Below are 21,923 nucleotides of genomic sequence, written 5' to 3' on the forward strand. Positions count from 1 at the left end.
CTATCCAAGAGCACTATAAATCCATCTGGCAAGCCTTTATTTAAGGATTTCAAAGAAGCACACGTTTTATAAAGTATTAGGAATTATCGGTATGGGTGGAATAAGATCTGCCGTTATGTCATGGGATACTACGAGTCGCCGTTGGTGTCGCCGCTACCATGAAATCAGTGACCGGCGAAGCAACGAAGCTTTCAAATATGTAATTAGTCATAAAAATAACCAGTCAAGCTACGGGCTTAACTGGTTACTGTACATGTTAAATTAAAGTTTAAAACGACGATTTATTATGGCAACTGTTGTGAAATATACATTGATATCATTCAGAAATTGTGATAAATTAGTATAGAAACACATTTATAAATATATAAAAACAGTTTGCCCCTTAATATAAGTATAAGGTAAAACTCACCTCTAGTCAACCCCAATTTTTATTTTTTGAAGGAGTGTCTGATATGAATAATGAAATTCGGCAGGAGCAAGAACGTTTGGATGAGGTGATAGAAACAATTGCGAATCAAATCAGCAAAATAGAAGGAGAAACTTCACAGCGCAGAAAAGAAGTTGTTAATATCCGTAAACACTTTTGGGATGACCTCAAGGTTAATATAGATACTTTCGATGATTACCTCGAGACCATCATTGGCTTAAGGCAGCAAGCTCAAGACTTGTCACAAAGCGAAGGCGCACATAGATATTCCTACAAGAGGTTGTCAACACTGCACCGCATGCAGGAGGTACCTTATTTCGGCCGGATTGATATTACTGAAGAAGGGTCTTCCCTTACGGAACATATTTATATTGGGACCTCCACTCTTACTGATACAACAGGAGAAAACTTCATTGTCTACGATTGGAGGGCTCCGATTTCGAGTGTTTATTATGACTATCCTCCCGGTCCCATAGAATACTCTACTCCTGGAGGCGTAATTCGGGGGATGCTGGAGAAAAAGTGGCAATATATCATCAAGGGAGGCGTTATCGAATCAATGTTCGATACGAGTCTCACCATTGGAGATGAGATACTGCAGCAGGTGCTTGGTAAGGGGACGGATAAGCATATGCACAGTATTGTGGCCACCATTCAACGGGAGCAAAATAGAATCATCCGGAACGATCGCGGACGACTGCTCATTGTTCAAGGTGCCGCTGGCAGTGGCAAGACATCAGCTGCCCTCCAACGGATCGCTTACTTGCTCTACAAGAATCGAGATAGGCTAAAAGCCGATCAAATCATTCTATTCTCTCCTAACTCAATGTTTAATAACTACGTATCAAATGTGTTACCCGAACTTGGCGAAGAGAACATGCAGCAGGTAACATTCCAGGAATACCTGGATCATCGTCTGACTGACTCGTTTCAAGTTGAGGATCCTTATGAGCAATTAGAATTTTTGTTGACTGCAGCGGATGATCCTTCCTATAGCACTAGGACAGCGAGTATCCGATTTAAGGCATCCATTCGCTTCTTTGAGATAATCAAAACATACAGACAATCACTAGAACTTTCTGGAATGCTCTTTAAAGGGTTGAAGTTCAGAGGGGAAACGCTCGTCTCCGCCAAACAAATCTCAGAAAGATTTTATAACACAGACACCACACTAAGATTTCACAATAGGATTGAAAAGTTGAAAGAGTGGTTATGTGATTTACTTGATGAAACGGAAAAGCTTGAATTGAAAAAACCTTGGGTCGAGGAAGAAATCGAGTATCTTAGTAAAGAAGACTATCAAAAGGTATACACCTACTTAGAGAAAAAACGCGGCCTTAATGAAGATTCCTTTGACGATTATGAGAAAGAGAATAAAATGCTCGCGCGTATGATTGTTCGTAAGAAATTGAAGACGTTACGCAAACGGATAAAAGCACTTCATTTTATCAATATTAAAGGAATATACAAGCAACTTTTTGACGAACAAATACGGATCGAACTGTGGAATGAGGGGAAAACACTTGCTGAAAGGGAAATATGCGTATCAACGCAAAAAATGCTGGACGAAGGTAAACTGTATTACGAAGACGCGACTCCATTTTTGCTGCTGAAGGAGCTAATTCAAGGATTTCAGACGAATTCTTCTATCAAATACGTGCTTGTAGACGAAGCACAAGATTACTCTCCATTTCAATTCGAGTTTTTGAAAAGGTTATTTCCATCTGCAAGGATGACCGTGCTCGGTGACTTTAACCAGGCAATATTTGCTCATGCCAGCGAACGGGTGGATTTCCAGACTCTTACCAGTTTATACGGAATAGGTGAAACCGAGAGTATAACCTTGGATCAAAGCTACAGATCCACAAAGCAGATTATAGAATTTACACGTGAACTAATTCCTGAAGGCCATCGAATTAAGGCATTCGACCGTGAAGGTGAGAAGCCTGTACTGACTCAAGTGTCTAGCCGTGATGAATTGCACCACAAAATCGTGTCTAAAGTCAAAGAGTTTCAAAGTCGTGCGTATAATACCATCGCAATCATATGTAAATCTGCTGCCGAAAGTGCCGCTGCATACGACGCCCTTAGTGTCCACGGTAAATTTAAACTCGTACAGAAAGGCACAAATGAATATGAACAGGGTGTTGTTGTTATTCCGGCTTATTTGGCCAAGGGCATCGAATTTGATGCTGTCATCATTTATGATGCATCTGTGCAAACATACGGTGATGAGAGCTTGCGAAGATTGTTCTACACCGCATGTACCCGGGCAATGCATGACTTACAGATTTATACGGTTGGCGAACCCAGTCCTTTCTTAAACGATGCAACGGATCGTTTACTTCTGACCATAGATTGACAAAGAGGGCCTCAAATATGGAAAACAGCTTTTTGAAGCCTGTATAGACTTTAGTTCTATGCAGGTTTTTTATTGGGGTAATCTTTATAAGTTCTTGATTGCAGGGAGACCTTCACAGAAAGAAACGACATCCATTTTAATTTACAACTGTTCGGACATAATAATCTTGGAGGTGAAGGAAGTGAGTAAAAAGTCAGCAGGAAGAGGCCAAATTGCACCAAGTGTTAACCCGCAGGGACATGGAAAAGACGTCGAATTCTCGACTGAGCCCAAAAGCGAGCTTGAAAACAAGGCGAAAAAGTCCAATACAAAATAAACGTACTTAGTAAAGAAAGCCCTTCTCTTAATCGAGAGGGGCTTTAATAATCTACAAGAAGGCTCTAATCATCTTATTGATTATGGGAAAAAACCCTATCCTAAGTCCACGATTTTTGTCGATGAATCATACGTTTTTGGAGCCTTGGAATGTGAAAGAATAGAAGGATGGGGCTACCGTTAAAAAAATACCAAATACATTTGTCGCTGTGCTAATATGAAAGACTGAGCTTAACAAAATGGAGAGGAGTTACATATGAAAATAAATCGATTAATAGCGAACAATATAAACCATTTAGATTCATCACTACCAGACGATCAATCATTAGGAATTGCTGGGTTATCCGGTTCCGGAAAAACGACTTTTTGTCAAACCATTGGGGAAGAATCCAAGAAGCGTCTCGTTTCCTTATTGCCCAAGTCTGAATATCAGTATTTATTTCCTAATATTATGGAAACCAACTTCAGTGCCATCAAGATGGAGGAAATGCCGCTGGTCCTTTTTCTCGGCAAATCATCCATTTCAGCCAATCCTCGTTCGACCATTGGCACACATACTGGTGTGTTTAAAGAGATTCGTGTTTGTCTTGCAGAAAAATTCAATCTTTCTCCGGAAGTTTTTTCTTTTAATAATGCCTTAGGCTGGTGCCCCACTTGTAAAGGACGCGGTACGACGAAAAATGTCGAATGTTCAAAGTGTGAGGGGAAGCGCTACAATTCAGAAGTCGAGCAATATACCATTGAATTATTAGATCGCCCGCATACTATTTCCGATATCAACAACTTAAGCATCGAAACGATCCTTTCACTCTCAGAGACCTTACATATTAGTGAAGCTAAACAGCATATTCTCCAAAATATAATCAATATGAATATTGGGTATTTAGGCTTGAATCGTATTATGGGGACAGTGTCAGGGGGAGAATTAACCCGGCTTTATTTGGCCGAATTCATGGCAACAAGTGAAAATACCGTGATCATCATTGATGAGATCTCCGTCGGTCTTGATCATCAAACACTTTTGAAAATTTTGGAACAGATTAAGCAATTAGGATATAAGAATCAAATTTGGCTCATTGATCACTCAGACACGGTGTTAGATAGCACAAATGAACAATTGTTCTTTGGACCTGGCAGCGGGAAATATGGCGGGAAAATTGTTGAGGAATCACCACGTCCCAAACCAATCAGCTGGGAACGAAATGAAGCAATGCCTACTGAATACTATCAATTTCAGGATCTTTACTGCCGTAATATTCAAATGGAAGAAATCCGCATTCCCAAGAATAGACTCGTTACCTTTACGGGTGAGTCAGGTTGTGGTAAATCTACACTAGTCAATGAATGTATCTCTAAAGATTTTCAGAAGCGGTATCCAAAGGATAAGCTGGTCATGGTCGGGCAGGACCGAAACAAATCGATTACCAGTCGTTCAACCGTTGCGACGTTTCTTGATATTAAAAAGAAACTAACCAAGTACAGTGATGAAATTGATGATATTTTTCAGCGTTCAATCGAAGATATCATCGAAGAATTGCCATCTGAAGACATCGCTCATAAACGCTTGAGCTTATTGATCAAACTTGGGCTTGGTTATTTGACGTTAGAAAGAAAAACACAAACACTATCGACGGGTGAATTTCAATGTGTCCACTTAGTTTCCGAGCTGTTTGCGAAGACTAGGAACCCGCATACGCTGTTCATTTTTGACGAGCCTTCAAAAGGGTTATCGCAAAATATTTTAAACCAATTCATTGATAGTGTCAGAGTCATTCTAGAGGATGAATCGGTCTCCATCATCATGATTGAACATAATGCCTATATGCTGGAAAGCTCGGATTATATCGTTGATTTTGGTAAAAGACAGCTAACGCCTGTCCAGCATCTTGACGTTGTCAGTCATGATGATTATTGTCGTAACAAAAACAGTGACGATCAAGTGGAGCCATTGCATATCTCTTCCACACTGCGGTCAAAAAATGGCATCAATTATTTACAGGAAAACCACCTGGACTATTTCAAAAAGGCAGAGAACGTCTACAAGGGCGGCATTTTAAAAAGCTTATCACCAATCGCTCGTGTGATTTATGGGGAGTACGAGTCAGACACGATTGCACCTGTAATCGCCATCGACCTTGAACGGCACTTATACAGTCAATATACGTTTCTTTATGAATTGGGCGGAATGATCAACCATATAGTGGCTGCACATCCGACCAATAAGGATACAAGAAGCTTCGATTTCTATTCTGCAGAAAATCATTGTCCGAGCTGTTCGGGGCGTCGGGTCATTGAAAAATTTGACATTGATGTAGTCATTCAAGATAAAAACGTACCATTCTGGGATGGCTTATTACATCCAGACGTGATGGAAGTTTTAAAATATTATCAACATTCAAAGCTGCAATTCCTGTTTGATGAGATCAAGAATGAACTCGGTCACGACATTAGTAAAAGCTATAATGAGATGACAGATGCCGAAAAGCACACCTTCTTATATGGGTATTGGGAAAAGTCCTTTTACGATAAAGCGGGCAAGGCGTCGCGAATTTGGGAAGGATTCAATTTCATCATTGGGCGTTATATCTTCGTATCGAAATCAATCATTAAAGAGCAGATGAAAGAAACAAAAGAGATGATCGCCTGTCCTGTCTGTCAAGGAACGGTCCTGAACCATCATAAAAAACTGACATTTGGTGATACGGATATTCGTGAGATCATCCAACAGCCGATTGATCAAGTCATCAAAATTGTAGGGAAGCTGCCGGAACTGGAAAAACTAAAAGCGATTGTGGGCGGCAATATCGCACTTACTGATGATGTCTCATTCCTTCCGCGGGAAACAAAAGCGGCGTTGAAAATGCTTGAACTGGAACTGGCAAGCTTTGTCGGCTATGAAGTGGTTTTACAAAATACCCAACCATTCTGGGGCAGCATTAATGGCAATATCGAAGCAATCAGCAGCAAAAATCAGATCACCATCTGTGACTTTGCCAATATTAACGAAACAAGAGAAACCATTATTGATAAATATTTCACCAATGGCAAATACAAAAAACTAACCTATGTCTATGAAGCATTTGGCTACAAAAAAATCGTTACCCAAATCAATAAAATTAAAGCAAGTCATAAATGCCCATTCTGTAATGGCAAGAAAGTCATTTCAGAAGATAACATCCATGACGGTGTATATAAATTAACCATCCCTTGTGTGAGTTGTCATGCCAGTGGAATCGATGATGAAGGGCGTAAAGAAATCGTCGAGGGCATCGACGTACAGACCTGGCTGACAGGGAAAGTAAGTGATGCTGTAACAGAAGGAGAACGTACCGAAGCCGTTGCCGATATTCCGATTTTCGCCCGGATTCGTGAATTGAACAAACGAGACATGATGGCGGTTTATCAATGCCTTGACCAGAAAAAATAAATTTAACAGCACTCTATTGAAAATCAAGTTTGTCTACAGCTTTATAAAGGTTTGTACAATTTGACCGTTGATTTCCACTACAGGCACTCGCTTTCCGCGGGCGGTCCGGGAGCCTCCTCGGCGCCTTTGCGCCTGCGGGGTCTCCCTTGGACACGCTTTTCCCGCAGGAGTCTCGCACCTTCCGTTCCAATCAACTTTGGTTTTAAATTTAAATAAAACCCTTTTTGTCTACAAACTAAAAGTCCGCCGTAAATGGCGGACTTTTTTATTATTTTGCAGAATAATCTTCTGGATAAACGGGAAGTGTTATTGAAATCGTTGTTCCCTTATTCAAAAGGCTATTTATATGAAGTGTACCATTCATCGTTTGGATGGTCTTAACAGCTACCATTGATCCCAACCCAGTCCCTTTTTCTTTGGAACTGTAATAAGGCTCGCCAAAACGATTTATTTGTTCTTTGTTCATTCCCACTCCATTGTCACTTATTTCGATAATGATGTCGAAATTATTTACATAGGAAACAATACTAAGTTCCCCGCCGTTTGGCATTGCCTCTATACCATTTTTAATGAGATTTAGGAAGCATTGCTTGAAATGTTGAATATTCCCCCGGGTAATCCCTGGAGCCAACTGTTCAGATATAGTAACTAAATTCATGCTAGCCAATGGTTTTATCATTTCAATTACATATCCTATTTCACGGTTAATTGAAATAGGATCCACTTTCTCAAGTGCAGGTTTTGCAAATGCTAAGTATTCACTAATAATGGATTCTGCACTATTAAGCTCCCTAACAACATGCTCTATATATTGTTCTTTTACTTCCTGAGTTAGATCAGGAGTCTTTAGCAGTTGAACAAATCCTTTCACAACCGTTAAAGGATTTCTAACTTCATGTGAAATGCTTGCTGCAAGCTGACTGACTACCTCCATTTTTTCAAGCCTTATCATTTGTGTCCGGATTAAAATGGCATCTTTTAAAATTTCCATGATATATACAGCTAAAGCAATAATGAAAGGTGGGAGGATAATAAAGTAAAATACATACGCCTCCGTTATTCGAAAATAATCAGACATAGCGAGTGAAATAAAGCTGGTTAGTATTCCTAGAAACAAAATTAATAGTATGGAGCTATTTAGCTTATTTTTTCTATTAAGATTTTTGAATTTGGAAGAAAATAGAGCCGATATAATAAAGATAACGATATATACAATTAACGTAAGTATATTGAAACCATAAAAAGCAAACCTAAAAGTTAATATGATGACTAACAGGGCAGCCCCTACAGGCCAGCCACCATAAAGGGTTCCTATTATAAAAGGGATTTGCCGGAGATCATGGACACAATATTCATCGATATAAATAGGAAACTTCATACATAATATAATAGGAATGCTCATGCATGCAGTGATAAGGGTCTTGCCATATTGACTTAACCTTTTGCCATGATCTAATAAAATGTAATAAATCAAAATACTTACCAAGATATAAAAGAGATTATCTAATATGTTTTGATTAATATAAATAAAATTCATAGGATTCTCCTGAAAAAGTAACCGTTTGGTTTATTATACAAGAATAACACTAAAAAAGAGAGTCTTAATAAAGTAATTTTTTTACAAAAAGGCATTTAAATTCAAAAAAAGTGTTGTTTAAAACCTCCTTTGGGTAAAAAAATGCAACTCGAATTATTTACCGATTTATCAGTTGAAAAGTTGGTTTTACATAATAAAGGAAATATAATATAGGTAGAGGTGATTTACATTGAAAAAATGGACAAGAGAAATAGAAATAAACGCTCCAATTGAACACGTTTGGAAATTTCTTGATGGTTCTGTAGAAAATATGCAAAAAATCATGCCTCAAGTAGTTGAACAAAAGCCGGTTAAAATAACGGAAGAAGTGGTTGGAAGCGTATATCGCCAAAAATATAGAGAAGGAAAACGAACAGAAGAGTATGATATAGAAACATTGGAATATTTGAATGAGACAAATGAGAAAAAGCTTAAAGTAGGCTTCATACTTGCAAAAATGTTTGATATTACAGCTTTATACGAACTAAATAAAATCAATGATAATAGAACTTCCTTTACATATACAGTCACCAGTCGCCCATTAAAGTGGTTTTTGAAATTACTTTTATTATTTGCCACCGATAAAGTGGTCGTTGAATTTTTAGACCGAGTCAAAAAGGTAGCTGAAGCAGAAGTAAGTAGTTAATGATATAAGTTTATTGAAAATCTGCTCGATAAGAATCCAACTTGATCAATTTTTTCAAGATGGATTCTTTTTATTTGTCGTGAAATGTGTTTACCTCTCCCTTTGACCCTATTAATCAGCAAATGAGTAAGGGAGATACTATTTTAGCTGGGTATCAAGCAGCTTCAACTAGAAAACTACAAGTTCATTATTTTGGGAAAACACCATCACTTTGGCAAAAAATAAAGGGTAAATATGAATTCACAGTAAAAACAGACCCTTCTTGGACAAGTAAAGGGAAACATAGTGATAAGCTCGTAAAGTGGTTACTTAATTTTGCAAGATCACCTATTCTTACTAACCCAGTGATGAGAACTTTACAGAGTTCTATAAAATCTTATCAAAGTCCTGCACATCTTTATAAACATTTGGCTGGATTCCCGAAGAATTTTGATCGAGTATCTGGAATGGAATTTATGAAGGGAAATCAAGCAAGGATGTCAACAGGTACAAAGGAAGTAATAGGTAAGACAATTACAAAAAGTGGTCTTGCAAAGGTTGGTATGAGAATACCTGGGGTAGGTACAGGTATATCAGTAGTAGCAAATTTTGGGGAGCTCTTTACAACTGAAAATAAGAATAAATCAACTGCTGAAAAGATAGGAAGGTTTACTGGCGGTTTTGCGGCTGATATGTTAACTATAGCTGCTGGTGCTAAAATAGGCGCAACAATCGGAAGTGTCGGAGGCCCTGTAGGTATAATTGTAGGTGGTTCCGTTGGTGCTCTTGCTGGGGGAATTGCAAGTTCTAAAGTTGGAGACATAGCCAAAGACTTCGGTGGAAAAGTTGGAAAAGAAGTTGATAAAACTACAAGGAAAATTGGATCAGCTATTACAGAAGCAGGAGGTAAATTAAAAAAATCTATTAGTAGTTGGTATAATTAATATAATATTATTGATTTTTTGTTATTAAAGGGGTAAAAGAAATGATTGCGGTGATTTTAGAAGTTTTTAAACTGTCATTAGGTGCATTTTTAGCTCTTCAATGGGTTTCAATAATGCTTTTTCTTATAGCAGAATGGGCAATGGTCGATTTCTACAAGTTAGGAACTTTTGATAATCCAAAATCTGTATTTGATAAGGTTCCAAATTTCATAATGAGGCTTATTCTTGGTACAGGTTTTTATTTTAATAATAGGTTTAGTAAATATAATTGGTTCACTAGAAAACTTTATATGTTAATTGCATTGATTTTAATTGGTATTGTTTCCATAATTATCTACAATCTCATTACTGTACCATTGGATCTAATTTTTAATTAATTTTATTAAATATAAAATGTAAGGATTTGAAAAAAAATGAACCACTTACTAACCTGCACAACTGAAGAACTCGCGTTGATGGTCAGTGTCGCTGGACATCATAACATCGCAAAGGGTATTGCTGAGGCATCCGTCGGGAGTAAATCCGAAAAAGAATGGATTGGAATCATGGAAGCAACTGTTCATCAGCTCATTATGAAACAAATGTGGGATCAAGAAAAAGAATATAAGGACGAAACTCCTTTAACAGAGGAAACAACTCAGTTTATTAAGAAGTACGTGGAGTCAAGACGTATGATTCGTTGCTCAAATGCACCTCAAAAATCCGTATTAATGTTACATCATTACGAAGGTGATAATTGGTTGTTCCATTTAATTGATCGGGATATTATTCATGAATTTGCAGTTATCCCGAATGCTCAAATAAAAAATATAATAAGAGAATATTATGGTATTTTATTTGAGCAATATGGTGGTAAGCAAACCTTCTCCTTAACTGATAAAGCATTTGATTGGCTTAGCAATCCGAAAAAAATTGAGAAAGTTCGTAATAACTCAATGTTTACGCAAAAAGAAGAAGATAGTTTCTATCTATTTATAGAAGATTTACGTGCGTTTGATTGGAAATTATTTAACATTTCAAATTTCAGTATCGTTTCTTTAGAAGATGAAATGTTTTTAGAAAATATTCTTTTCTTCCTCCCATCTAAACGCGGTGTATGGATTTCCGAATATACAGAAGATCCGAAAACTCCTATACATATCCATTTAGCAGATAATGAAGAATGGGAAACAATTTTAACTGGAATTGGTGATTGGGTAGACTTTCAAGTACAGAATCAGTAAGAATGATCGTTTCAAAGTTAAAAGATATAACTCTTTTATCGGATTTAACATTGATGAGGATTTTCTAATGAAGTGAAAAATCCAAAGGGAGCCTATTTTTATTCATATTGCCCGCCAGTATATTATGATTTTTGAATACCTTTTGATGCGCTTAAATGAAATCTATTGAAATCGAAATTGCTTTAAGTCCTTATTAAAAAGGCTTTTGTGTATGCTTAAATGAGTTGAAAGTACATTGAAAAATGAAAGTAAAAACAGTCTTAAAAACGTACGTTGGGAATCTCAGTTAACAAAATGTTCTCAGGTTAAACAACTATGGATCGAACGTTCACTTGAATCATCAAAAAATGGTTCAACATCAGTATTCTTAGCTTCAGAAGGTTCAGCAGCCATTACAGGTGAAGAAACCGGTGTTACAGGTGGGATATGTAATGCTAACAGTCTGTTAAAGCGGTACCTCATAAAAATAAACGGGCTTGCGTAATGCTTGCCCGTTAACTTGCGTCATAATCATATAAATAAATTGCTTTGCCTTCTCGATATCTTCATCACTAGCTATTACAACTTCTAAATCCCCGGTAACGTAAACCACATATCCGTATTTGACGGCCTTTCCAAAAGCGTCATAGAAGCCGGTGGAAAATACCCCCTAATCTCCATAACCTCCTGTCGACATATACTATCGTCCTTGGATAATAATATTAACAATTATAGTAATATTCTAAAATATAGTTAATTCCTTGATATAGGGGCATCTATACATAAAAGGGACACATACAATGATTTCTTTAATGATTGGTTGGATTGATTATTCGGGTGAACATTGAAATAAGGGGATGGCGGTTCTTGCTGCACAGTCATCTCTAGGAGCATTTGACGAACTCGGAAAAACAGTGGTTAAAACAAAATAAAAATTAGGTGGTGAATTTTGATTTTGATGTCTAGAAATAAAGAGAGTTTTAAGAAGGCTTTAAATTTTGGATTATTATTTTATGCGATATTCATGGGATTAAGTGGAACAATAACCTTTTCAGTTCTATTACTTTGGGCTGTCCCAAAAGAACAAATATCATCAATATTAGCACCTATACTTTTCATAGCTTTATTTCTCTATGGTTCTTGTGCCATATCTATACTTATTCGTTCAAAAATCAATAAAAAATGAGTGATTTTGAATTAATAACTTTTACCAATCTTAAAGGTAATTGATCGTGGCTAAATTGATTATATAAAAAATAGTAATCATAGGTTTTTTCTTCAATGCATCTGATATCACATGAGTATTTGGTTTAATTAATATTATTAAATATTCCATATATGAAAATCCTGAATTCAATTTTGGGATATTTGGTTAGTATAGCATTATGATAAAGCGTCTTATACCGCTGCTTATAAGAAATACTAACAGGAAGAAAGAGAGGTGAAAAAATGGGTGAGAAAAAAGTTCGGTTACTTGCTTCACTATTATTTATAGTTAGTCTTTCTTTGATAGTTTCAGATTGTTCTATTTCCAAGAAAGATGTAAATTCGGAGGATAAAAAAAATCTAAAGGTAATTCAAATGGTTGGTACTTTTGCTGTAGATGTGGATGATCCAAATGAAACTGTAGGTGATGCAGATTACGTTTTTATAGGCCGAGTCGATGAAGATGTTGACACTCTATACAAAGATCCTGTAACAATTGAAACTAGTGACGGTGCTAAAGAGGTTTCAACACCGTATACAAATTACCAAGTTACTGTCCTGCAAAATATAAAGGGTGATCTAGTTACAGATACTTCCATACCTATTCAAAAGGCAGGAGGGATAAATGAAGATGGCTCTTCTGTTATTTTGTATGAAGATGATACATTACCGGAAGAAGGAAAATCATATGTGTTTTTAGCGTATGCACAAGATGATGGTTCTTTATTAGTATCTGGTCCAAATTCGAATGAATACGTTGAAGGTATTAAGCAAGATGTGACTAGTGAAAAAATGGAAAAAGGTAAAGTTTCTTTGAACGAGGAAGCCACAGAGGTAGTTTCTGAGTATGAAAATGCATATGAAAATGAAATACCTACTGATAGAGACCGTTCAGAATCTGAATTTGATGATGAGCAATAAAATGAAAAAACTGGCGATGGTGATAGGTAGTTTATGTGTTTACTGAGTATGTTTAAAATTGAATGCTGATGATGTCATGCAGCTAATTCACTTACTTTTTATAAAAGTTCATGGAATTTAGAACCGTGGCCACCAGATAAAACATTGGCGGGTGCTTATATTAATATCTGTAATCCAGAATAAGCTATTTTTAGAAGGGGGGTTAAGATGCTAATTAAAAGTATGAGTGACTATTTTTATGAGCCATTTTACATACCGATTTTATTGCTGCTGCTTGGAATATTATATTTAGGTGCTTTAGTATATAGTTTTACAAAGATTAAGTTTAATAACATAGGTTATTTTTTGTTCGGAATATCTATAATAACGTATCTCCTTGTTGGATTGTATATGACCGGTAAAGGATATTATTCAGACGGACACGCTCCAGACATGTTTCTTTTTGGAAGTATGGGTTTTTTAGAGCTTAATTTATTAACTTATCCTTATATATCCCTTACTTTGGCGGTGGCTCTTGGAAAAAAAGGCGAATAATTCAGGTGGATAAATCAAAGCTTTTTGCACTATATGATGCCAATAAAATAAGCGACGGTGATAAAGACTTGATCGCTTGTGAAAGATAAGGATTATTCAAAGACCCTTCCGAAAGAAGGGTCTCTTTTTTAAAAGATGAAATGTTACTGCAAGCTAAGTCAAACAAATCGGGTTGTTATTACATTCAGCGATAGCAAAATGTAGGGGCTCCTGTTATACCTCAATCTCCATCCCGATGTTCCGTTCTTTTGATTGGCAGTAAACGCCTTTTGCTACAGCGAGGTCAAAGTAAGCAGCACCGACTGATTTAAAGAAGGTAATTTCCTCTTCATTATCCCTGCCTGTTTTTGTCAGCGTTACAAGTTCATAGAGCTCGCCGTGAATATCATTAAACGACCAATTTCCCTGATTGGCTGCAGAAATGAGTTCTCCTGCTTCATCCTTCACGCCCGCCAAATCGTCGACGATAATTTTAGCAGCGCGTGAAACCGTAGTATTATCCACTTCTTTCATATCCGGCAAATAAGACCCGACCCCGTTAATGTGTGTGCCCGGCTTTACATCCTGCCCATTAAATACAGGCTCGTTCGAGCGGGTTGCACAGCAAATAATATCTGCTTGACGAACTGCTGCTGAAACATCTTCGTAAACCTCAAAAGGAACGGTTACTCCGAATGCCCGCAGCTTTTCACCGAATTTCTCCGCTTTTTCTCGTGTGCGATTGACTAATAAAATACGTTCAATGTCCCTTACGGCTAACACACCGATTGCTTGTTCAAATCCCATAGCTCCTGTTCCAATAATCGTGAGAACCCGGGCGTCTTTACGAGCAAGAAAGTCTGTGGCGATGCCGCTCAATGCCCCCGTTCTGAGACGTGTTAAATAGGAGGCATTCAACAATGCTAAATGTTCGCCATTTTCTGCATCTGACAGCATGATGACCCCTTGTGTTGTTGCCATCCCCCTTGAAGGATTCTTCGGGAAAATGGTAACGACTTTGACCGCTGCAACTTCTTCAGATAAATCAGCGCTTGGCATGTAAAGTGCCGATGCCTCGTGTTGAGGGAAAGCAAGAACCGTGCGATGAGGGTTGTCTATTTTTCGAGCACCATGTGCATGCAATACGGCCTTTACATCCGCTATTGCGTCTTTCATTCCATAGGATTGTTGAATTACCTTCTCGCTTATAACCAACATTCAATTGTCCTCCTTGAAGTAAAAGAACCATGGATTACATGGCTCTATTATTATGGGTTTCGTCTAATTTCTGATTACTGCGATCCTTAACTGCCCAAATCGCTGCTAGTGACAGGACAGATGCAAAAATAATATAAATGGCGACAGGAACATAGGAGTTATTAAATCTATTAAGTAGAGCCGTTGCAACTAGCGGCGCTGTTCCTCCTGCCAGAGCTGCTCCGATTTGATATCCAAGCGTGATGCCGGTATAACGGATCTTTGCATCGAAAATTTCCGAGAACATCGTTCCAAGAACAGCTGTGATGGGGGCCCAAATAACCCCTAAACCTATCACTGTTGCAACGATTAATAGCAGTACCGATTTTTGCTGCAGCAACCAGAAGTATGGGAATGCAAACAGTGCCATCCCAATCGTTCCGCCTATAAACAGCTTTTTGCGGCCAATTGTATCGGATAAATTCCCCATGATAGGTATTAAAATCGTCGTTATAATGGTCGCAATCATGACTGCAGTTAATGTAGCTGTCCGGGAGAAACCGAGATTTGCAGTAGCATATGATACGACAAACGTGCTAAAAATATAAAATGGAGCTGTTTCTACCACTTTGGCTCCCACGGCGATAAGGACTTCACGCCAATAATTCTTAAGAGTTTCTACAATCGGCAGCTTTGGAACTTCTCCGGATTCCTTTACTTTTTTGAAAGACGGTGTTTCATCAATTCCTTTACGAATCCATAGGCCAAAAAATACAAGCAGAGCACTAAAAATGAATGGTAAACGCCAACCCCAAGTCATGAATGCGCTTTCAGGGAGCAGTGTCATAATAGATAAGGCAATGGTTCCAAGCAGCATTCCTATCGTAACACCCATCTGAGGAATAGCTCCGAACAAGCCCCGTTTCTCAGCGGGAGCATATTCAACGGCCAATAAAAGCGCGCCTCCCCATTCACCGCCAATTCCCAGACCTTGTACTAAGCGTAAGGTGATTAATAAAATCGGCGCCCAAATCCCAACGGCTTGATACGTAGGAAGAAGCCCCATCCCAAAGGTAGCGACACCCATTAAACTAAGTGTTAAAACAAGTGTTTTCTTTCTCCCGATACGATCGCCAATATGGCTGAAAATCACTCCGCCAAAGGGGCGGATGAAGAATGCTAACGCAAAGGATGCATAGGAAAGCAACAGCCCTATTGTCGGATCCTCATTCACGAAGAATAGCTGGTTAAACACGAGAGCTGAAACGGTCCCATATAAAAAATAGTCAAACCACTCAATCGAACTTCCGACTAAACTTGCGATTAAAATTCGTCGCATTTGTTTCTTCTCCATCTTGAGTCACCTCTTTAAAATTGAAGTGTCACTTCAATTTGTTATTTTCTTTATTTTAAATAATTAAAAATTTTCTGTCAATAATTTTTCATAAGTTATTAATGACGGAACATTCATCAAAATTTGTCATGTATAATGAAGCTAGATACTATGTAAAAAAGGGGGCATCCCTATGCCTTTTGATTCAATCGGAAATAAAATGAAATCATTGAGGAAAGAGCGAAAACTAACATTAAAGAGCCTTGCTGAACAAACAGGCGTTTCGATCAGCTTTTTATCACAAGTAGAACGGGGTAAATCAAGCGTCACTTTAGAGTCATTAAAAAAAATCGCTGATACATTAGATGTCAACCCAAGTTTCTTTTTTTCTGAAGACCGCTCCGAAGAAAATTCAGATTATAAACATGAACAATTTCATTATCAGAATTTATCCAGCGGCATACGTGATGCAGTTTTTTCGCCTATTCTAGTCACCTTAAAGCCAGGGGAAAATAAGGGAAGCGCTTTTTCCCATAGCGGACATGAATTCTTATTCATTATCGAAGGGAAGTTAACCGTGGAAATAGAGGGGGAGAGAACAGAACTCCATGAACAGCAGTCGTTCATGTTCGATGCTAGAAAAGCCCATTACTGGTTTAACTTCTCAGATCAAATTGTCCGGTTTTTGGTGGTGTCGTCGAAATAACGTCACGGTGTTCTGGAATGAAAGTATCCAGTTAACGAAATAGTTGGTTGTTGTTGTAAATGAGGTCATATGTCGTACAAAAGGATAGATGTAAACAGGGATTCCTCACTGTTCATCTATCCTTTCTAACTGTTAATTTGTGTCTTTGCATTAGGTCCTCATTAGTTGATAAAATGATTTATCAGCTGTGTTTCTTTGATGAAACGATAATGAGGAGCGGTATGCTTATCTTTCAACAAATAGAAAGTGGGATTTTATGATTAACCTGCATCAAGTGAGTAAAAAATTTTCACAGTTTCAGGCCATTAAGTCTGTTACTTTAACAATACCTAAAGGTGAAATTCATGGAATAATCGGAGCAAGTGGAGCAGGGAAATCAACGTTGCTGCGGCTAATGAATTTGTTAGAGGTACCAGATGCGGGCGAAGTGGAGGTAAACGGCCAAAGACTGACAACATTGAACAATAAAGCACTCCGAGGGGCACGGAAGTCGATTGGCATGATTTTTCAGCATTTTAATCTTGTGGCAAATAAAACGGTTTATGACAATGTGGCAGCCTCTTTAGAGCTGGCAAATTACCCAAAGAAAGAACGTCGGAACCGTGTTGTAGAGTGTCTTCAATTTGTCGGATTGGAGGGTGAGATGGAGAGATATCCTGCACAATTAAGTGGGGGACAAAAGCAGCGTGTTGCCATTGCAAGGGCATTGGCGAATAACCCGCAAGTGTTGTTATGTGATGAACCGACCTCTTCCCTTGATCCAAATACAACGGCTGAAATATTAGACGTGCTAGAGAACATAAACAAACGCTTCGGTGTGACGATTGTCATTGTTAGTCATGAGCTGGATGTCATTAAAAGTATATGCAATCGTGTTACGATCATGGCAGATGGAGAGATTTATAACACTGTCTTAATCGAACCAACCGGGATTCAAAAAAGGGATAATCGTCCAGAATACTTTATCGAACAATTAGCAGAGAATGGTGGGCTAGGTCATGCCTGAGATTTTAGTTCAATATGAGGCAGAAATTTGGCAGTCAATTGGAGAAACCATTACCATGGTTGGTGTGTCCATTTTAGCTGCGATTTTGATTGGATTGCCTGTCGGGACCTTGCTATTTCTTTGTAGGAAGGGTCATTTGCTTGAAAATCCGTGGGCTTTCTCGATATTAAATTTACTTGTCAATATCATCCGTTCATTCCCATTTTTGTTATTGGTTGTTTTTTTAATCCCGTTTACAAGGCTCATAATCGGCACAGCCATTGGTACAGCATCTGCTTGCGTCCCATTAGCAATCATTGCCATTGCCCATTATTCGCGATTGGTCGAGCAATCTTTATTGGATGTGCCAAAGGGTGTAATCGAGGCAGCCATTTCCATGGGGGCTTCCGTTAAGGATGTCATATTTAAATTTCTTTACGTGGAGGCTCGTTCAGGGCTTGTCCTCGGACTAACAACATCGATTATCAGCTTTATTTCCTATTCAACGATCATGGGAGTGGTCGGAGGCGGCGGTATCGGCGATTTTGCCATCAGGTATGGCTATCAGCAGTTTAAAACAGAGCTAATGATTTATATGATTATCATTATGATTATTCTAGTACAGCTTATCCAATTTATTGGAACAGCTGTAGCCAGAATGATTGATAAAAGATAAATAATGGAGGGAAACATCATGAAAAAAATACTCTTTCTCATGACAGCAATTATGCTACTTTTAGTAGGATGTGGAAAGGCGAATGAAGTAAAAGAGAAAGAAAATGCGCAGAATCAGGAGAAGGAAGAGGTAACATTGAAAGTGGCCTCACTCATTCCCCCAATGACGGAAATTCTTGAGCTTGTTAAACCAAAGCTGGCAGAGGAGGGCATTAACCTGGAAATGGTTGTATTAGGTGATAATGTGCAGCCTAACACCGCACTAGCGGCAGAAGAAGTGGATGTGAACTTCTTCCAACACGTTCCATATATGGAGGAATTCAATCGAAACAAAAATGCCGAGCTTGTACCAGTGAAACCCATTTATTTTGCCAATTATGGCGTGTATTCCAAAGAATACGATTCAATGGATAAATTGCCAGAGGGTGCCGTTATTGCCATTGCAAATGATGTGTCGAATATCGATCGTTCATTGGCATTGCTGGCACAGCATAAAGTTATTACTTTAAAGGAAAAAAAGGGTCCATACTATACAATGTCTGATATTACTGAGAACCCTAAAAACTATAAGTTTAAAGAAGTCGATTTATTAATGCTAGCGAGAACGTATGATGAAGCAGATGCGATCGTGATAACACCTGCTTACGCTGCACCGCTTGGATTGACACCAAAAAATGACGCTCTTCTCACAGAAGGTGTTGAAAATGACTTTGCGATTACATTAGTGGCACGCAAGGATAACGTGGATTCTGAGCCAGTCCAAAAGTTGGCAAAGGCTATGACAAGCCCAGAGGTACGCAAATTTTTAGAAGAGAAATATAGTGAAACGGCCATACCGGCATTTTAATTTTCAATACAAAGAAAGGGCTATTCCTTCAACAGGAATAGCCCTTATTTACGTATTAGTTTAAAATACTGTCCAGCTTGCCAATTTTTTGGCTCCTGGACAGCCCACTTTTGTTCAATATTACAAAGCTTAAAGAAATATTCTATTAGCCTATTCTCTTTGAAAACTATTTACTTCATTATTAATCCGTTTAGTAAAAAGAGCCTTCATTTCTTGAATAAATATAGAAACTCTTCTAAAATATATTTAGTCCATAATTTTACAGTGAATAAAAATATTACATATAAATGAATAAGAAAAGAAGTTGAAAGGACTTTCCATTATGTCGATGATTTACGAATCTCAAACACTAGTTTCTGCCATGCAAACGCGTGTCGGACAATATAAGGATCTGAAAGAACAGCTCACTGAATTAAAAAAAGGATTTGAGAGTATCGTTCATTTGGATGATGAGCTGCAGGGTCAAGGGGCAGAGGCCATTAAAGGGTTTTACAAAGCACAGATCGATGTTGTGGATTCTTGGCTGCGTCTGATTAATCGGCATGTTGCCTTTTTAAGTGGAATTCAAGGAGATACAATCGAAGCTAACCTGAGTGAAACCGTGGTTACGGTCCCTTTTTTAGAGGAAGAGCTGGATAACGCCAGTCGAAATTCCAAGGAAATGGTCACAGCCCAAAAAAATGATCTGAAAAAAATATTGGCTGGAATTGATGATATCATTCAGTTAGAACCCTTTTCCGATGATGTGTTCTTTGAGAATATGGAGAAAGCTGAAAGGAAACGGAACCAAACGATAGACAAAGTAAACGAGATCGATCATAAGTGGACGGCTGAATATGCTAAATCCGAAGCGGACCAAGCGGCAGTGACGGCACTCATGGAGCAATTGAAAGTATCCAGTACAAGGGGAGGAGTAGTATCCCCGCTCTATTTTAATGCAACAGCTTATAAAAATAGTGAAGCCTATAAAAACCTAGAAGTTAGGAAAAAAGAGACCGCGCAATATCTGAAGGTTAAGGAAGAGGAAGCAGAGAATCGCCGGATCAAAGAATTGAAGGCACAACTCGATCATGTCACAGATCCGAATGAGTTCCTCAAAATCGCCAAAAAGATCGGATATGAAAACTTAGGACCCACCCAGCAGCAATATGTCATGCAGCTAGAAGCATCCAAGCAAACAGCAGACATTGCAAAAGGAATCGGCGTAGGCCTGTATGATGTAGGTAAAGACTTTGTGACAGGAGTATGGGATTTTGTCACAGATCCCGGGGAAACAGTTGAAGGTGTAGCAAATTCGATCATGCACCCGATAAAAACCTATAAATATATATCCAAGTCCATCTCGGATTCATATGAAAGAGATATGGTAAATGGCGATGCCTACTCGCGGTCTCATTGGGTAACTTATGCCCTCGGAACAGTCGTCACATCAGTAGTGGGGACAAAAGGCGCAGGTGCTGTAGCGAAGACTGGTGTAGCAACTACAAAAGCGGCTGCAGTTAAAGGCGTTACGAAGGCAAAAGAACTGGCCTCTATCCCTAACCTATTGCCATACAATCCAAAAAACCAACTGTCGTTGGCAGGTGGAGTACCTTATAATGTGGTTAATGGTGCGGGGTTAAAAGAACAGTTAATATCTAAGGCTCAAAAAGTCTCAGATCCAACAAGAAAACCATTTACAGGGAAAAATATATCCCTACCTTGGTTGAATAATGAAAAATATAATGCTGTTGAAGTACAAGGGAAAGTTAAAGCAAAAGGTAAGATAAAAGATATAGACAGAAGAGTGTATCAGATCAAGGATTTAGATATAAATAAATTAGATCCGATAACAAATGAAACCAATTTGCAAAGAATGAAGAGTGGTCGTGCTCCTTATGCAAATGATGGAACTAAAATTAATTTACATCATTTAATTCAAGAAGAACCTGGCACTATGTTAGAGATACCAGAGAGTCTACATAAACAATATAGTAAAGTAATACATGGATTGAAAAATAATGGAGAAAGTTTTAGAAATATTCCTGAGCTTGAAAGTCAATATAAAGCATTCCATAGAAAGTATTGGAAGTGGAGAGGTAAGCAATACGAAATTCAAGACTAGAAGGTGAATAAGTTGAAGTATTCTGAGTTACAAGAATTTATTATGGAAAATCGTCAAGATGCTTATTTTACAGGTGGAGTAAGCGATGAAAAAGTTAAAGAAACTGAAATTAAACTACAAGTCCCACTTCCGGATAGCTACAAATGGTTTTTAAGAAACTATGGTTATGGTGGTATTTTTGGTGTAGAAATAATTGGTTATGGTTTAAATGGTCCAGCAGTAGTAGATGCCACTAATGATTATCAGAGATATTATAAATTAATTGATGGGATAGTTGTTATAGAAAACGTTGATGAATTTGCCTATTGCCTCGATACTAATAAAATGAAGAATGGTGAATGCCCAGTTATTATGTGGGATAATCAAGAAGGCTATGGTCGAAAGGTAGCTGATAATTTCCTAGATTATTTGATCGAAAGCCTTGAAGAGGCAAAAGAAAACTGGGATGAAGATGAAGAAGATTGGTAAAAGCTAGTGTAATAGTTAATTATCATGCTTGGAAAGTAAGAAATGTCTTTATATAAGAAGAAGTGGATAGAGCCTTACGAAAATCAAAGG

The 21,923-nt window shown here is 38.0% G+C and carries 19 protein-coding genes; 16 read left to right on the forward strand and 3 right to left on the reverse strand.

Annotated elements, in window-relative coordinates; translation table 11 throughout:
- The first annotated feature begins 452 nt into the window (after positions 1-452).
- The 3 genes from helD (at position 453) to ACQKMH_RS00900 (ending at position 6,531) form a co-directional block, all read left to right on the forward strand.
- Entirely contained in the window at positions 453-2,789 is a 2,337-nt protein-coding gene (gene helD, locus ACQKMH_RS00890) for an RNA polymerase recycling motor HelD (protein WP_427585658.1), read from the forward strand.
- 181 nt (positions 2,790-2,970) lie between these two features.
- Positions 2,971-3,105 (forward strand): small, acid-soluble spore protein L, encoded by a 135-nt coding sequence (gene sspL, locus ACQKMH_RS00895; RefSeq protein ID WP_427585659.1) that lies wholly within the window; start codon positions 2,971-2,973, stop codon positions 3,103-3,105.
- A gap of 255 nt (positions 3,106-3,360) precedes the next feature.
- Positions 3,361-6,531 (forward strand): ATP-binding cassette domain-containing protein, encoded by a 3,171-nt coding sequence (locus tag ACQKMH_RS00900; protein ID WP_427585660.1) that lies wholly within the window; start codon positions 3,361-3,363, stop codon positions 6,529-6,531.
- Positions 6,532-6,799: 268 nt separating this feature from the next.
- Here ACQKMH_RS00900 and ACQKMH_RS00905 read toward each other — a convergent pair whose 3' ends face one another.
- The gene (locus tag ACQKMH_RS00905) at positions 6,800-8,068 is read right to left on the reverse strand and encodes an ATP-binding protein (RefSeq protein WP_427585661.1); all 1,269 of its coding nucleotides are present in this window, start codon (positions 8,066-8,068) and stop codon (positions 6,800-6,802) included.
- A 229-nt stretch (positions 8,069-8,297) separates the two neighbouring features.
- On the opposite strand from ACQKMH_RS00905, the gene ACQKMH_RS00910 reads away from it, so the two are divergent.
- The 7 genes from ACQKMH_RS00910 (at position 8,298) to ACQKMH_RS00940 (ending at position 13,539) form a co-directional block, all read left to right on the forward strand.
- Positions 8,298-8,753: an SRPBCC family protein gene (locus tag ACQKMH_RS00910; RefSeq protein WP_427585662.1), complete on the forward strand. Its 456-nt coding sequence runs from the start codon at positions 8,298-8,300 to the stop codon at positions 8,751-8,753.
- A 122-nt stretch (positions 8,754-8,875) separates the two neighbouring features.
- Entirely contained in the window at positions 8,876-9,676 is an 801-nt protein-coding gene (locus ACQKMH_RS00915; RefSeq protein WP_427585663.1) for a hypothetical protein, read from the forward strand.
- A gap of 41 nt (positions 9,677-9,717) precedes the next feature.
- Positions 9,718-10,053 (forward strand): hypothetical protein, encoded by a 336-nt coding sequence (locus ACQKMH_RS00920; RefSeq protein WP_427585664.1) that lies wholly within the window; start codon positions 9,718-9,720, stop codon positions 10,051-10,053.
- Positions 10,054-10,089: 36 nt separating this feature from the next.
- The gene (locus ACQKMH_RS00925) at positions 10,090-10,899 is read left to right on the forward strand and encodes a hypothetical protein (protein WP_427585665.1); all 810 of its coding nucleotides are present in this window, start codon (positions 10,090-10,092) and stop codon (positions 10,897-10,899) included.
- Between the two features lie 235 nt (positions 10,900-11,134).
- Positions 11,135-11,383: a hypothetical protein gene (locus ACQKMH_RS00930; protein WP_427585666.1), complete on the forward strand. Its 249-nt coding sequence runs from the start codon at positions 11,135-11,137 to the stop codon at positions 11,381-11,383.
- Between the two features lie 944 nt (positions 11,384-12,327).
- Positions 12,328-13,005 (forward strand): cell surface protein, encoded by a 678-nt coding sequence (locus ACQKMH_RS00935; protein ID WP_427585667.1) that lies wholly within the window; start codon positions 12,328-12,330, stop codon positions 13,003-13,005.
- Between the two features lie 207 nt (positions 13,006-13,212).
- Complete coding sequence (locus ACQKMH_RS00940; RefSeq protein WP_427585668.1) at positions 13,213-13,539, forward strand: hypothetical protein; 327 nt, start codon at positions 13,213-13,215, stop codon at positions 13,537-13,539.
- A gap of 213 nt (positions 13,540-13,752) precedes the next feature.
- On the opposite strand, the gene ACQKMH_RS00945 is transcribed toward ACQKMH_RS00940, so the two are convergent.
- Positions 13,753-14,736, reverse strand: a complete 984-nt coding sequence (locus ACQKMH_RS00945; protein ID WP_427585669.1) for an ornithine cyclodeaminase family protein — start codon at positions 14,734-14,736, stop codon at positions 13,753-13,755.
- 34 nt (positions 14,737-14,770) lie between these two features.
- Entirely contained in the window at positions 14,771-16,069 is a 1,299-nt protein-coding gene (locus ACQKMH_RS00950) for an MFS transporter (RefSeq protein ID WP_427585670.1), read from the reverse strand.
- Positions 16,070-16,241: 172 nt separating this feature from the next.
- Between ACQKMH_RS00950 and ACQKMH_RS00955 the strand changes: the two genes are divergently transcribed.
- From ACQKMH_RS00955 to ACQKMH_RS00980, 6 genes are all read left to right on the forward strand, one after another.
- Entirely contained in the window at positions 16,242-16,754 is a 513-nt protein-coding gene (locus ACQKMH_RS00955) for a helix-turn-helix domain-containing protein (protein ID WP_427585671.1), read from the forward strand.
- 256 nt (positions 16,755-17,010) lie between these two features.
- Positions 17,011-17,760, forward strand: coding sequence for a methionine ABC transporter ATP-binding protein (locus ACQKMH_RS00960; protein ID WP_427585672.1), 750 nt, complete (start codon positions 17,011-17,013; stop codon positions 17,758-17,760).
- Complete coding sequence (locus tag ACQKMH_RS00965; protein WP_063235218.1) at positions 17,753-18,415, forward strand: methionine ABC transporter permease; 663 nt, start codon at positions 17,753-17,755, stop codon at positions 18,413-18,415. Before ACQKMH_RS00960 ends, ACQKMH_RS00965 begins: the two co-directional genes overlap by 8 nt.
- 18 nt (positions 18,416-18,433) lie before the next feature.
- Positions 18,434-19,261, forward strand: coding sequence for a MetQ/NlpA family ABC transporter substrate-binding protein (locus tag ACQKMH_RS00970; RefSeq protein ID WP_427585673.1), 828 nt, complete (start codon positions 18,434-18,436; stop codon positions 19,259-19,261).
- 322 nt (positions 19,262-19,583) lie between these two features.
- Complete coding sequence (locus tag ACQKMH_RS00975) at positions 19,584-21,365, forward strand: T7SS effector LXG polymorphic toxin (RefSeq protein WP_427585674.1); 1,782 nt, start codon at positions 19,584-19,586, stop codon at positions 21,363-21,365.
- 12 nt (positions 21,366-21,377) lie between these two features.
- Positions 21,378-21,833 carry an SMI1/KNR4 family protein gene (locus ACQKMH_RS00980; protein ID WP_427585675.1) on the forward strand — a complete coding sequence of 152 codons (456 nt, stop codon included), beginning with the start codon at positions 21,378-21,380 and terminating at the stop codon, positions 21,831-21,833.
- The last annotated feature ends 90 nt before the right edge of the window (positions 21,834-21,923 follow it).

It is taken from the genome of Peribacillus sp. NPDC097895 (assembly GCF_050277555.1).
Classification (GTDB): Bacteria; Bacillota; Bacilli; order Bacillales; family DSM-1321; genus Peribacillus.

Bases quoted from the DNA above. Each gene is read 5' to 3' on its own strand.
- helD (WP_427585658.1), top strand. From the start codon at position 453: ATGAATAATGAAATTCGGCAGGAGCAAGAACGTTTGGATGAGGTGATA.
- ACQKMH_RS00900 (WP_427585660.1), top strand. From the start codon at position 3,361: ATGAAAATAAATCGATTAATAGCGAACAATATAAACCATTTAGATTCA.
- ACQKMH_RS00905 (WP_427585661.1), bottom strand. From the start codon at position 8,068: ATGAATTTTATTTATATTAATCAAAACATATTAGATAATCTCTTTTAT.
- ACQKMH_RS00915 (WP_427585663.1), top strand. From the start codon at position 8,876: ATGAGTAAGGGAGATACTATTTTAGCTGGGTATCAAGCAGCTTCAACT.
- ACQKMH_RS00920 (WP_427585664.1), top strand. From the start codon at position 9,718: ATGATTGCGGTGATTTTAGAAGTTTTTAAACTGTCATTAGGTGCATTT.
- ACQKMH_RS00925 (WP_427585665.1), top strand. From the start codon at position 10,090: ATGAACCACTTACTAACCTGCACAACTGAAGAACTCGCGTTGATGGTC.
- ACQKMH_RS00935 (WP_427585667.1), top strand. From the start codon at position 12,328: ATGGGTGAGAAAAAAGTTCGGTTACTTGCTTCACTATTATTTATAGTT.
- ACQKMH_RS00940 (WP_427585668.1), top strand. From the start codon at position 13,213: ATGCTAATTAAAAGTATGAGTGACTATTTTTATGAGCCATTTTACATA.
- ACQKMH_RS00945 (WP_427585669.1), bottom strand. From the start codon at position 14,736: ATGTTGGTTATAAGCGAGAAGGTAATTCAACAATCCTATGGAATGAAA.
- ACQKMH_RS00950 (WP_427585670.1), bottom strand. From the start codon at position 16,069: ATGGAGAAGAAACAAATGCGACGAATTTTAATCGCAAGTTTAGTCGGA.
- ACQKMH_RS00955 (WP_427585671.1), top strand. From the start codon at position 16,242: ATGCCTTTTGATTCAATCGGAAATAAAATGAAATCATTGAGGAAAGAG.
- ACQKMH_RS00960 (WP_427585672.1), top strand. From the start codon at position 17,011: ATGATTAACCTGCATCAAGTGAGTAAAAAATTTTCACAGTTTCAGGCC.
- ACQKMH_RS00965 (WP_063235218.1), top strand. From the start codon at position 17,753: ATGCCTGAGATTTTAGTTCAATATGAGGCAGAAATTTGGCAGTCAATT.
- ACQKMH_RS00970 (WP_427585673.1), top strand. From the start codon at position 18,434: ATGAAAAAAATACTCTTTCTCATGACAGCAATTATGCTACTTTTAGTA.
- ACQKMH_RS00975 (WP_427585674.1), top strand. From the start codon at position 19,584: ATGTCGATGATTTACGAATCTCAAACACTAGTTTCTGCCATGCAAACG.